General features: G+C 46.6%; 9 protein-coding genes. All 9 read right to left on the bottom strand.

What is annotated here, in order from left to right:
- Positions 1 to 90: 90 nt before the first annotated feature.
- Positions 91 to 2,313 carry a hypothetical protein gene (locus AB9N12_RS19010; RefSeq protein WP_369893646.1) on the bottom strand — a complete coding sequence of 741 codons (2,223 nt, stop codon included), beginning with the start codon at positions 2,311 to 2,313 and terminating at the stop codon, positions 91 to 93.
- On the bottom strand, positions 2,204 to 3,640 hold the full coding sequence (locus AB9N12_RS19005) for a nucleotide sugar dehydrogenase (RefSeq protein WP_369893645.1): 1,437 nt from the start codon (positions 3,638 to 3,640) through the stop codon (positions 2,204 to 2,206). Before AB9N12_RS19005 ends, AB9N12_RS19010 begins: the two co-directional genes overlap by 110 nt.
- 19 nt (positions 3,641 to 3,659) lie before the next feature.
- Positions 3,660 to 4,982 carry a glycosyltransferase family 2 protein gene (locus tag AB9N12_RS19000; protein WP_369893644.1) on the bottom strand — a complete coding sequence of 441 codons (1,323 nt, stop codon included), beginning with the start codon at positions 4,980 to 4,982 and terminating at the stop codon, positions 3,660 to 3,662.
- 3 nt (positions 4,983 to 4,985) lie between these two features.
- The gene (locus AB9N12_RS18995) at positions 4,986 to 5,978 is read right to left on the bottom strand and encodes a hypothetical protein (protein ID WP_369893643.1); all 993 of its coding nucleotides are present in this window, start codon (positions 5,976 to 5,978) and stop codon (positions 4,986 to 4,988) included.
- A gap of 3 nt (positions 5,979 to 5,981) precedes the next feature.
- Complete coding sequence (locus AB9N12_RS18990; protein WP_369893642.1) at positions 5,982 to 7,538, bottom strand: SPOR domain-containing protein; 1,557 nt, start codon at positions 7,536 to 7,538, stop codon at positions 5,982 to 5,984.
- A gap of 9 nt (positions 7,539 to 7,547) precedes the next feature.
- Positions 7,548 to 8,918: a hypothetical protein gene (locus AB9N12_RS18985; protein ID WP_369893641.1), complete on the bottom strand. Its 1,371-nt coding sequence runs from the start codon at positions 8,916 to 8,918 to the stop codon at positions 7,548 to 7,550.
- A 1,042-nt stretch (positions 8,919 to 9,960) separates the two neighbouring features.
- Entirely contained in the window at positions 9,961 to 10,869 is a 909-nt protein-coding gene (locus AB9N12_RS18980) for an Rpn family recombination-promoting nuclease/putative transposase (protein ID WP_369893640.1), read from the bottom strand.
- Positions 10,870 to 11,173: 304 nt separating this feature from the next.
- Positions 11,174 to 12,400, bottom strand: a complete 1,227-nt coding sequence (locus tag AB9N12_RS18975; protein WP_369893639.1) for a hypothetical protein — start codon at positions 12,398 to 12,400, stop codon at positions 11,174 to 11,176.
- Positions 12,401 to 12,419: 19 nt separating this feature from the next.
- Positions 12,420 to 13,568, bottom strand: coding sequence for a BF2992 family fimbrillin-A clan protein (locus AB9N12_RS18970; RefSeq protein ID WP_369893638.1), 1,149 nt, complete (start codon positions 13,566 to 13,568; stop codon positions 12,420 to 12,422).
- Between the last annotated feature and the right edge of the window lies 1 nt (position 13,569).

Genomic DNA, 13,569 nt, shown 5'->3' with positions numbered 1-13,569 from the left:
AATAAACTCGCATAGAGAGATGCGCGTAAAAAAGACGGGGTAAGTCGTGATAGACTTACCCCGTCATCGTTTATAAAAGAAACGGGCAGATTAACGATTAATCATGCGGATTACATCATATCCGTCAAGACCGTATGCCAGATAAATCAGGTCGCCGTTAACGGCTACATAGTTACAAGATACAGTCTTTCCATCCTTGTTGCGTCCGATATGGGTATATTTCAGCACAGGCTTTGAAAGATCGTTCTTTGCATAGATATACAATCCTTTACCAAATGCGACATACAGATACTTGTCGTCAACGCAAAGTCCGTTTGCCGGAGCATTGCCTTCCTTAACAGTAGCCACACATGAGGTACCGGTGTATTTCTTCACACCGTTTTGTCCGAGACATACATACATGGAACCATCGTTGTCAAGAGCGATGGTGTTCTTACCGTCAACCGGAGCGATGGTGAGATCGGATGCGATTACGGTAGGATTGCTCCACGTATAATCGTTCGCTTCAAATAAGCGAAGTTCTGCAGGTGAAGATGTAGCACCCTTTACACGTTCAGTGAGGTTGAGTTCGAGAAGTTTTCCGCCTACAAGAGAAAGGTGTTTAGCAGAACCGGTAGTCGGGACAGCACCTTCTCTAGCTTCCATAATACGGGTAAGGTCGGAATTCAAAGTATGCAGACCTCCGTAAGAAGCAACTGAAAGATATTCACCGTTGCGGACGATGCAGTTACCGTCACCGCCATAAAATTCAGGATTGTCGGCATGAAGTACCTTGTTACCTTTCAGGTTGACGAAGCTGAGAGATTCACCCTGTGTGAACGTACCGTTGGCCAGTGCGATTTCTCCGACAACAGCATGTTTGTCGTTATGACCTACAGTGAGTAGACGATTTCCGTCAAACAGGATGTGGTTGTAGTCGGTTTTGGGATCCTCTGCATAGGCAAGCAGCTTGAGACCTTCGGCAGTATTCTCAACTACTTCTACACAACCGTGAATACCGGCACCACGCTCGTGCCATGACACGTATGCCTTGTTTCCGTTAAACTGGATACAGGTTGCGGAAATAGGATGTGTGTGGTCGTTGGTGACAGAGGCTATTGTTTCCAATGACGGCTTTACTTCCGGTGTTTCATCCGGTGTTTCATCCTTGGGTGTTACAATAACAGGAGCGCATTCATCACCGGATTCCGTAATATTCACGTTAACTTCTTCATTGAGACTTACGCTGGCATTCAGTCCGAGACCTTCTTTGGTAGACTCCGTTTGCTCTCCGTAAATCCAGTTCTCACAAACAATGTTGACATTTCCGAATGTGCCCTTCAGGTTATCACCACCGGCGTTGTTCACACGGATGTTATTTGCCTTGATAAGAGCCACTTCACCAGCCTCAGCATAGATTTTTGAAGTCTGGACATTCTTGATGTCGAGTTCATCGGTTTCGATATATCCACCGTCACGAACCACCACTGTGGGATTTGCCATAACAGAAATCTTGGGCGACTTGATATAGCCTACATGGAATGTGGCTTCGTTGTCGAAGATCACTTCTTCTTTAGCCTCGATTTTGCAACCGATCCATACATTGGCCGCATTATTGAAATGTACTCTTTTTACCTTTAACGCACCGTTCGTTGAGAACTCACAGGCAAGGTTCAGATTAGGAATCTGATCTACTGCAGACTGTGAGTAAATGGTTATGTTGCCACCAAGACGACATTCGTTTTCACCGTTGTTGAAAGCCAGAGTACCATAGCTGTAGATGGTAATGTGGGCATCGCCTCCTTGGCATTCAAAGCCGCTACCGGTGAATTCAAGAGTAGAGCCCGGCAGCACGTAGATAGTGGCGTTGTGGTCGGTACCATTAGTATAAGTGCCTGAAATAGTCCATTTGGCGCCTGACGCGATATACATGGTCTGCCCCACATTGTTGAATCCAAGATTGCAATCTTTTGTAATCTTGAAGTTCTTTTTTGTGTAATCGGGCCACCAAGTATTCTCGTACTCGTCCAGGTTTTCATACTCACCGGCACCGGGGCAGGCAGGCATGGTGAATCCCCAGTCAGTCGCACGCGATTTGACAGAATTGCCAAATCCATAATTATACACTGTGGCCGGCATCTTAGATGGGTCGGTCATTACATTCAGAGCAGAAGACTGCAGTTCCAGCACATCCTGCTCGTTCTCGTTGCCGCTCGGCATATTATCATCCGAGCAAGCAGTCATGCCCGCAAGCAGCAAGGCTGCTACAGGCAGACTTTTCAGTGCCGGGATTACCAATCCCGTCGCTGTGGTTAAACTTCTGTTTTTTCTCATTTTTTTGTAACAAATTTGAGTTATTATATTCATCATATAACTTATTGGTATTCAAATATTTATCATAGGGGGGGGGTAAAGTACCTTTCGCATCAAAGACAATCCCTCCATCTTCAGCACATAAAGAATTAAAATCCAGTTCCCTAAAACAGTCATGCGCCACACAATGGACGACCGCATCATAGGAACTGTACCTAAGACCATCAATCGAACTTACGGTCTTTATACCATATTCCTTCTGTGCCATATCCGGATTAACCCATGGATCAAGCACATCAATATATGACGTGTATGGTGCAAGACGCTTATATATCTCCACCACCTTTGTATTTCTTATATCCGGGCAGTTTTCCTTGAATGTGAATCCGAGGAGCAGAATCCGTGCGTTATTCTCCGCTTTTCCGTTGAGAGTCATACATTTGATAATCCTTTCGGCCACGTAACCACCCATCGCCTCATTGATACGTCTTGCCTCAGCTGTCAGTCTTGGATATATACCCACTTGCTTTGCCTTGTCGATCAAATAATAGGGATCGACCCCGATGCAATGACCTCCGACCAGTCCCGGCTGAAACTTAAGAAAATTCCATTTGGTACCTGCCGCTTCAATCACTTCCGAGATACCTATGCCGATTGCATTCATCACAACCGCCATCTCATTCATAAAGGCGATATTGATGTCGCGCTGTGTGTTCTCCATGATCTTAGCCGCCTCCGCCACCTTGATGGAGCTGGCACGGAAAGTACCGTTGAGCAAAACCGAGTTGTATAGCCTGTCAATGGTTTCAGCTATTTCAGGAGTGGAGCCTGACGTGATTTTACGTATATTCTCCACACGGTGGTCCTTGTCGCCCGGATTGATACGTTCCGGCGAATAACCCATAAAGAAATCGGAGTTAAACTTGAGACCCGATACTTCTTCGATAATAGGTGCGCAGAAATCTTCGGTAGCACCGGGATATACGGTAGACTCATAAATCACGATATCCCCCTTGGAGATCACCTCCCCGACTGTGCGGCTTGCCTTTTCAAGCGGTGTAAGATCGGGGTGATGCTGATCATCCACCGGAGTCGGTACCGCCACGATATATACATTACACGCTCGGAGTACCTCCCACTCTGTCGTACACTTCAACCCGTTTGCCAACGCCTTGGCATGACATTCGGCTGTCACTTCAGCCGTATGGTCGTGTCCGGCATTCAGTTCGTCCACACGCTCCCGGCTCATGTCAAATCCAATCACCTTATACTTATCAGCAAATAGGCAGGCCAAAGGAAATCCCACATACCCAAGGCCTATAACACCGATAATAAAATCGCTATTCATTTTATCTTTGTTTTATTTCCTAAATTCGTTCAACCTGTGCCACTTCCGATGTCTTTCGCGGGTTCCACGCATCCTTATAGGATGAGAAGAAGAATATCTCCTTGAGATGGGCGGTCAGTCTTGCCATACGCAGGAAATAACCGGTATAGAATGTAGAAAGTGGTACATATTTAATCAAATGTTTCTCTTCCGAAGGTCTTTCGCTCACCAGCATGATGATTGAGAACGCAATAAGATTGAAGAAGAAGCGGATGATATACCCCACGGCAAATATCTCCACAATCTTATCCGGATGCTCCAGAATCAGAATCACGACATAGACAACCCATATAAAATTGAACACAAAATCGTACATGATTCCTTCGAGGTTGGAAATCAGGTTCGAGAACGAGAAGTTGCCGTAAGGCATGAACACGTCGCGGTGCTTGCGTAGGCGGAAACGTACCAGCGACTTGCTCCAACGCTGACGCTGACGATACAGTGCGCGCCACGAGGTGGGGGCGTTGGTCATTGCCACAGCGTTTTCGGCAAAAGAGATACGAAATCCCATCTTGCGGAACTTCTGGGTGATGTCACCGTCCAGTCCGGGTCCGATGTCCCATCCCCCCACCTGCATAAGTGCCTTCCGGTCGAAAGCCCCGAAAGCCCCGGATATGATATGAAGGATGCCGAGGGTGTTTGTCACCATCCGTCCTACCTGTATGGTTTTGAGGTATTCGAGCGCTTGCAGCGAACTGCATATCGTATCGTCAGCGTTACGCACCTTCACCGCCCCTCCGACAGCCCTAATGTCTTTGCCGTAATAAAATGGAAGAAGTATGTTCTCTATGGCATGACGATCAAGAGAGGTGTCGGCATCCAGATGTATGACATACTTGCCCGATGAAAAACGAAGTCCGAGGTTGGCGGCACTCGCCTTTCCACCTCTCACGTTCGTATGGATAAAGCGGTCGATGTATCCTGCCCGCTTAAGATCCTCACAAATCAGCGGAGAGTTATCGTCGGAGCCGTCGTCCACAATAATGATCTCATAGTTGGTATAGGTCTGCTCTCTCAGAGACTGCACCAGTGTATAGATATGCGCCCCTTCATTCTTACCCGGAGCGAGAATAGTGACAAACGGCCTCTCGGCATACAGTCGCTTACGGGCAGCGTTCCGTTTTTCCCGTATACTTCGATAGGTCAACTTGCGCCATAGCACGATACATATTTCAAGCAGGTAGTATCTTGGAAACTCCACGAATACCAAGAACCAGTAGGTGGTAAGCATCACCTGCCAGGTAATGTTCCGGCTGAAGCCTTCTACAATGTTATCGATTATGTCTACTCCGTAGTCTATCATATATCAGATATCATGAGCACAGAAAAACTGTATCCCGGCTTGTGTAAATGTATATTCCTTAATGTCATAAGGGGTCAATGCGTACGGTTGTGTGGTATGTCCGCAGACCGCACATGCCACCTTCATACCCGAGTGCATCTGTGTTGCACCGCACTCGTTGCAGGTATAGACTTTGGCGGGCCGGTCATAGTCGACCCCTATATGCCGCAGGAAATGCTTGCACTTGGGACAACGCAGTTCCCCGTCATACTGGTATTCCGATTCCGGTGATATGTTGGCGCATCTGAAATGGTGGATCATATCCTCTTCCCTGATATTGGAGCTCTGACATTTGCTGCAACATTCGGAAAACAACAACACCGAACTCTGACAAACAGGGCACAGGTGTATCCTTTCAACGAACTTCACCGGCTCTATGTATCCCGAATCCAAAAACCAGGCTACCATCTTCCGGAGGTTCTTGTCATCGGGGTTGTTGCCGCATCCCACAGTCTCATGAATATCCACATAGGCCGAATATACGGCGGAGAGTCCCTTCTGCAACGTGATCATGGTCGATGCCGTAAAATTGAGCACACCACGGCTAAGACAATACCGGCACAGCTCGATAAAGAAGTCGTTCTCAGTGTTGACAACACCATAGTCATGCTTAAGATGCAGATTGTTGATGTTCCGCAGTATATCCTCGGCACGGAGCGTTACCTCATCATCCACCGCCGACTGCGCGAACCCGTCGATCAGGGGGCGCAGACTGCTGAAGTCGTTACGGTTGAAAACCGTGAGGAACCTCGGCTTCAGACGACATTTCTTGGATATCAGAGGTGATGTCCTAGCCAGCAGCAGACGAACGACATTGTACGAGAGAGTCGGAGTGTCAATGAATGTCATGTCGAAGTCCTCGAGACGCAGCTCTTTGGTAGCATCGATGTCGACATATCCCTTGATGGTCAGGATTCTCCTTCCCAATTTGTTAGTATCTATACTATACGGTACCATATTCTATCTTATCCTTTTGCAAAGAATCCAGGCATTGCCGAACTCTTTTTGTTTGATCAATTGTTTCTGTGCATTCTCCGCCTCGGCTTTTGTCGCATACGAGCAGAGGGATACCCGGTGATATCCATCGGCAGAGAACACCTTTGCATATTTATATCCCCTTAGCCGCAACATCTTTACCTGCCTTTCAGCTCCGCTTTTATCCTGTCCGCTTGCCACAATTATATGGTAGGGGCCGGTGGCATTTCCTGATGCCACGAAATCAGACGGATGTGTCACAGGTGTCTTATTTTTGACAACCGTTGAGTCCGGCGCGACCGTGCGGACACTGTCCTTATCAGTGTGGACACTGTCATGATGATGCACCAACACGACATGGTCTCCGTCTTTGCTACATTTATGCTGCGCGTGCATCAATGTCTCGGGATACACACCTGTGGTCGTGTTATAAATGATGTAATCGCCCACTATGGGTTCCCGGTCTTTGAACTTATTGATTCGGATGCGTACCGGCACACCGTCTGACAACGACCAATAAGGGATGTCCTGATTGGGATCGATATCAAATATCACAATGGCTGCCGTGTGGTCACGCGACAATGTATTGCGTAGTTCACCGGGTATTTCTTCGGTACGGGCACCCAGCATCATGACCGTTCCGGTATATGAGATCTCATCGTTCACTATGATTTCCGCCTTGCTGTGGTAATTGACATACTTCATATCGTCAGGCAGCACATAGGCCACCACAATAAGGTTGTTATCACGGGCATTCAGACTCTGCAACGACATGATAGGCTCCCCCCGCAACGTCAATGAGCTGGCCGGTACATACTTTTTGGTCACAAGGGCAGAATCCATCGCCACGGAATAATAGACCAATCCGAGTTTCTGCAACAGCTCATAATCATACATGTGCACGATTCTCACATACCCGTGTCCGTTGTTGTTCAGCTTAGACAGCGATTTGTTGCTCTGGCTGACCGCATTCCACAACACTCCCAGTTTGCGTCGCAGAGCCTTATACTGTTCACGTGCCTCGGCAAGTTCCTGTTCCGTACGAAGCTTATTGTGATTGTCGCTAAGCCCGAACCGTATATTATGGTCTTCTGTTGCCAGTTGTTTTTCAAGTTCCGCGATCCTGACCTTCAGCACTTCTATATCCTGCCGGGCAAGCCCGTACTGCACCTTTATATCCCTGTTACGAGCCACGATGGCCGGCTCATAATCGTTATGTGTATGGTCGAAGAAATTTGCCGCGATGGTATACGAGAACAGGGTGTCTCCGGGAAGCACCAGATCGCCCACACGCACGTTGGCACGGAGAAAATAGATATCCTCATCGCTACGGAATTCCGTGATATCAAGTGCCACATAACCATCAAACTCGGCATACACCGTCTTGCGATACAACCATACGCAAATCAACGAAACGATAATCAGCAGGATGATGGTATAGATCAGTTGCTGCCGCGCAATCTTGCGTCTGCGCTGCCTGATGATGCTCTCAATCTCGCTGGAGTCATTATCCTCGGGTTTATAAAAGCTGAAATCTCTCATAGCTCAATGTCATTGAAGAGGTTTAACACGATCCGCCTTTAATTGCGTCTCCACACAGAAATCGAGTATGGACACATCGGGCAAATACACCTGGAGGGATGCCAGCATGCAGTCTCGTTGGTAACTGAACGACAGGAGACGTTCGCAGCATAACAGGTAGGTGTTGTATTCCTTCATGCGTAAAAGATAGTTGTACTCACCGATGCGATTGTCATACGCTTCACGCCTGACAGAAAGATAGCCTTTCAATTCCGAAAGCCGTTTCACCTCTCCCTCGATGGATCGGTTCATACGCTCTATGTCAAGCAATGCCACCCGTACATTCTCAGTGATCTCTCTTATCAGCCTGTCGCGTTCAAGATCAATCACGGCACGTTCGGCTTTCATCGCCTTCCGTTTTTTGGCGGTTTCGAGTGTCAAAGGAATGATAAAGCTTGCCCCGGCGTCCACATTGGATGAGTTCGGGATCTTCGGACGCATATAATAAGAATATCGTATGAACGGCGACAGGTTCAGTGTGGTCCAGTAGCTGGTGTTGCTGATCTGTTGGTCCAGTAATCGGCGGCGCAGCTCCACCGTGCTTGTACCGGTATTGTATTCGCAGATAAACGAAATAAGCCGTGTGGAATCGATATCTACGATGATTCCGCTCGGGTTCGAAAGGTCACTGCTTGCCGGATAATCGCGTATGATGGTCGCCATGAGACGTTCCGCCTCGGCTTTCTCGTTCAGAATATTCAGTAAATCGTCACTGGATATGCCACCTTGCATCAGCAGGAAAGACTGGGTGGTGCTCAACAGCGTCAGGTTCTCAATCCGATGGGTCAGCACTCCGCAAAGCAGGCTGTCATATCTGTTACGGAACAGTTCTTTCTGTAAAGCGACCCAACGTCCGATGTTCTCTCTCTTATATTCGAGACGCTGAATGTCGCCCTGCAACCGTATTTCATTGGCCTTGCCCTTACGGTTGATGATCGAACTTTTAAGGAAATTCCAGCGGATCTCAGCCTGTATCTTGCCTTTGTACCGTGACAGTGCATCCTCTTCGTCCAGTCCGAACCCTTCGTCAAGACGACCGTATACCTGTCCGTTCACAGTCAGACCGGTCACGTTCTTCATCTCGCTGATCCGAGCGTCGACTTTGTTATCGATAACCGAATCCACGACCCTCCGGTCGTAATGGTCGGCGACTATTTTATTATCCGACAAAGCGGCACCGGCATTGGCTGAATGCCGTTCAGGGTGATTAATGATGGAATCGAGCAACTCGAATCTCCTTTCGAATTGCCTGAATAACGAATCAGCCTTTTGAGCATACACGGTCGACACGCTCAGGCAGGCAATCACCAACACTATGATCCATCTATTTCTATTCTTCACCGTTTTCCCCGTTCTTTAATTGCGCCTCACGTTCCACAAACCTACGGTGACTTTCCCCTTCATCAGGACAGCTACGCAGGAAGTACCCCATGATGCTTTATATATAATTCTGTCGTTATGCGTTCATCATGCCAGTTTCATCAACACGCTAAATACTGATTTTCAAGATATTGCATACCAAAAAGTCAGCGTCTAAGAGTCATGCTCTTGATAAGAGATGCATTGTTAATGATAACAGATTATATATCAGTGTGATGAATTCTTGACCCATACGACTCTCTCACATATAAAAATGAAAATCCTCTTTCAACCTATCACCGTCGTCCTGAAACGCCCTATCTATAATACTTTCAGAATGGTGATAGGTTGTTGCTAACCTATCACCTCATCTGTCACCTATCACCGACTAATTTTTGAAAAGCGTCTGGCAAAACAGTCTTTTTAATAAGGGATAATTTTTGTTTCATACTGATGAAACACTTTGTTTCAATGCGCTGAACACTTTGTTTCAAGGCGCTGAACACTTTGTTTTAAAGGCGCTGAACACTTTGTTCCAAGGCGCTGAACACTTTGTTCCAAGGCGCTGAACACTTTGTTTCAAGGCACGAAACACTTTGTTTCAAGCTGCAACGTAATGTTGAAACATCTATTTACATATAGGATAAATATACATTTGTCCAGGTGATAGGTGACAGATATGGGTGATAGGTTAGCAACAACCTATCACCGCTCTGTAAATACGATGAATAAAGAGTTTCAGGATGACGGTGATAGGTTGAAAGAGGATTTTCATTTTTACGTGTGAGAGAGCTGTATAACCCCATCAATTATTATTAAATATTTTATTGATATATAAATTTTATTTGTAATTTTGCAGGGTGTAATGCATCTCTTATCAAGAGTAGTATCGTTAAGGACAATCATCCGGCAGATAAAATATTCTTTAATTTAACGTTCTATATAAAATCAGAAAATAGTAAGTTACGATTCGGTTGTCAGTAATCAATCTAAAGAGATGAAAGTAATAGAGTGTTTCTTATTATCAGATTCTTTCAATTTCATCTAAGGAAAGTCCGGAAGCTTGCGAGATAGTGGCAGCGGGGACACCTAGTTCCTTCAGATTACGAGCTATTTCCTGGCTCTTTTTCTTCATGCCTTTTTCTATGCCTTTTTCTACACCTTTCTTCATGCCTTTCTCTATGCCTTTCTTCATCCCTATCTCTATCCCCTTCTTCATGCCTTCCTCTTTCGCAAACGAAATGGTAACCAGCTGGTCACGAAACACTTTGATGCTCTCATCGTATTTCATGCGTTCTTCTTTGCTCAGGGAAGCGATATCGACAATCTTTTCCAACTTCTCGAAGACTGATTTCCGTGCCTTGAAAGGCATTCTTTTCAATGTTTCCATGTTCTTCAATACATAAATCCAACGTTCAAAATCCGTATCACATTCCGACTCCTCCTTGTTGAAAGACGGGAGTTCGATAAAGATAAAGCGCAACTTGTCTGAGAATGTCTCATGCGTGTCCCGGTCGGTCAATACCACATCCGTACGCAGTTTGTGGGAACCGTTGGGCAGACTGAAGTTCAAGAAAAACACGCCGTACACCGCTTTCAAGTCAAACTTCCAGAAAATACCCCGCTCTCCCTGACGGGCAATGGTATGGGAGAGGTAAAAAAGGGCACGCTCCTTAAAGTTCGTCTGCTGCTTGTTCTGCATCTCGACAACCAGTTGTTCACCGTTTTCCGTCGTACAATAAATGTCATAGATAACCCCTCTGTCTCCCATGTATTCCGGAAGCAATTCCTTGTCCAGAAAGGTTATATCGGTGATACACTTCTCGTTCACAAGCAATCCGTTTAAGAAATCGATCAACAAGTCTTTCGTTATCTCCTGCCCGAATATCTTTTTAAATCCTACATCCGTAAACGGATTGATAAAGTTTCCCATTCTGTTTTTTTAGTTTATCCGAGACAATGTGTATCCGATTGGAACAAAGATAGTCTATTTTTCGAAACATCTGGTTAAGTATACGGTTTGTTTCTCTTTTTTAACTAAAACAGTTCTATAACACTCCCGGCTTAAGGAATACTGACAACATATTATCATTATTTCCGTTCATATCCATTATACTATCCAAATATTGTTTGTTACAAAGATAGCATACTTTCCCGGAACGACCATATAAATATCGGAAACTAATCGGTTAAAAAGTAGAGAACGCGCCCACGGCAACGCAAGGGATAGGCACGATCTACGGGAGATATACGATAATGTCACCCAGTTGCTCACCGTATTCCACCGAGCGGCTCGCGACCGCTTGCTCGGAAGCAGCGGCAGCTTTTGACCTCAGACGTATGGTGAAGTGATAGCGGGTGTTACGACTCAAGGAATAACCGTTAGTAACCTTATCAGCCTCCGAAGGATGGACGTTGCACATCGGAACTCTGATACTCTTAGAGTCGTCTGTCGTATCATCATCCACAATCTTACGGTCATAGAAAAGATGCAGTTTGGTAGCATCCTCTTCACCTTTAGCGGAGTGTGCAGCCACATAGAAGTAGCGGGTATGGGAAGCTCCGTTCTTGAAAGTCCTCGGCACAATCTTATACTCCTCCGTGTCACCCTCTACCGGCTCGTCTCCGGAACATATCACTGTACGCGTCTGACCTGCCCCGAAGGTAGGTGGCACCCCCATCTTGATCGGGAAGAAGTAGGCACTCTTGCACACGTTGTCAAAATGATACCCCAAACGCTTATCCAAATCTCCCCCGGTTTCATTCACAACGGTTATATCCAAGCGGGATGCCAGTCGGCCGAGGTCCACACGGATATTCTCGGGTTTGCTCGATTCATCACTTTCACTGTCGATAGGACCCTCGTAATACCCGAACATATACATATCCTCAAGATGCCCGGCAGTACTTTCATTGTAGGTCCCTTTCGGAATCTCTTTGTATTGGAAGGGCAACGTCCATGTCTTGAATTTGTCGAGCGTCATACGCCCATAGGTTTGTTCCGGTTCGCGGTATTTTTCGTAAAAAGCCAACACCGAGTCTTCGAGGACATTGGCAACCAGACAGATCGTACCGCCCGTGTATTTTTCAAATGCAATATCCTTTAGCGTTGTCTCGACTACGCCGAACTCTGTTTTCTGGATATCTCCGACACCCGAAGAACCGTCAACGGTCCCGGCGAGAAAGTCTATGAAATGATAGGTTGTCGGGCCTTTTATATGCATGCCCTCGTTATCAAACTCAAACACAGCGAGCGTTTCGATGTATTTCTCCTCGTCCGGACTCATCGGATCCGCAGCACGGGACACTGCGGTCATCGTCATATCGGAAACACCCAAGTGAATCTCGGGATAAACAACTGTGGATTCATCCTTCACGGCATATTCGTCATCGGCCGTACATGCAGCAAGCAATAAGGCAACAGCCATACATGCAAGCCATCTATTATAATGTATCATCTTCATTGTCATAAGCTTTTGAATGTTAGAAAGGGAAATTCACGTCATATTCCCACGAAACGAACTGCCAAGTCACCACCGTGACACCCTCCTCAATAGACACCTTACCACGATAACCGTATGAATATCCGGCTTTGAAGTCTTTCTCGTTGAGCATCATCTCGTAAGATGTCGGCACACCGTTGACTTTAAGACGGAAAATCACAATGACAGGTTTCGAGGTGCTGTACATCGGCAATACCGGCACTTCGATATTTACACGCTCATCCGTGTCTATGGTATAATCGTAGCAGTCGAGCATACCGACCTTATCGCCGTGCTGCAAATCGATCGGATCATCACCCTCGGATTGCGACATGTGCCAATGAAGCCCATCAGGACCGCCGTAAACAGCATTCTTAGTCGTGTCATTTTGCAGACCTGAAATCCGGATACCGGACGGCTGTATGTCAAGGTCATGCACACCGACTCCCTTATCGATTTGGAATTTGAGTTCCGCCGTCTGATTCATCATCGGACGGAGCTTGATGATCTGTACATCTTCAGGATTACTGCTTTCCACTTCTATCGTGTCCGGAGTGGTGCTTGCATACCGGCAGTCATTGGCATAGAAATATTCTCCATTCTTAACCTTAAACCCAACCGTATCTCGCGCCAACTTTTCCTCATCAAGTTTGCGTGCGGGCGAAATGGCGTAGAACATATATTTTTGACCTTTTTTCAGATAAAGCGGGCTCCCCTCCATGTCCAGCATATCGCCGTTGTCATTAACGGTACAGGGGACCAGGTACGATTTACTCATATCGCCCTCCAAAGGGTTAAACACCACATACGATTTCTTCACATAGGTGGCTGTCGCCTGTCCCTTCACTTTACTCTTGACGATAAGCCATACCGTAGAACCGTGAGGCAGACGTTCCAGCTTATTTGTATCCAATTTACTTTCTGTTATCGCGTCGCTGTCATACGCCCTTGAAGCGACTGACCTAACCCCGCCCGGGTCTCGCGGAATAGCACTGAACATTCCGGGCAACACCGGACGAATCTCCACCATACCCTCCGGGACGGTACCGCCGTTGGGGTCCGGAACGTCCTGACCATCGCAGGCACATAGCAGCGGCAATAACAGCATTGTCACCACAAATTGATATATATGTAATCTTATACTATTCATA

This window comes from Bacteroides sp. AN502(2024) (assembly GCF_041227145.1).
Lineage (GTDB): Bacteria > Bacteroidota > Bacteroidia > Bacteroidales > Bacteroidaceae > Bacteroides.
This window is presented reverse-complemented; position numbering and strand designations above follow the sequence as displayed.

Bases quoted from the DNA above. Each gene is read 5' to 3' on its own strand.
- AB9N12_RS18980 (WP_369893640.1), bottom strand. From the start codon at position 10,869: ATGGGAAACTTTATCAATCCGTTTACGGATGTAGGATTTAAAAAGATA.
- AB9N12_RS18970 (WP_369893638.1), bottom strand. From the start codon at position 13,568: ATGAATAGTATAAGATTACATATATATCAATTTGTGGTGACAATGCTG.
- AB9N12_RS19000 (WP_369893644.1), bottom strand. From the start codon at position 4,982: ATGATAGACTACGGAGTAGACATAATCGATAACATTGTAGAAGGCTTC.
- AB9N12_RS18990 (WP_369893642.1), bottom strand. From the start codon at position 7,538: ATGAGAGATTTCAGCTTTTATAAACCCGAGGATAATGACTCCAGCGAG.
- AB9N12_RS18995 (WP_369893643.1), bottom strand. From the start codon at position 5,978: ATGGTACCGTATAGTATAGATACTAACAAATTGGGAAGGAGAATCCTG.
- AB9N12_RS19005 (WP_369893645.1), bottom strand. From the start codon at position 3,640: ATGAATAGCGATTTTATTATCGGTGTTATAGGCCTTGGGTATGTGGGA.
- AB9N12_RS18975 (WP_369893639.1), bottom strand. From the start codon at position 12,400: ATGAAGATGATACATTATAATAGATGGCTTGCATGTATGGCTGTTGCC.
- AB9N12_RS19010 (WP_369893646.1), bottom strand. From the start codon at position 2,313: ATGAGAAAAAACAGAAGTTTAACCACAGCGACGGGATTGGTAATCCCG.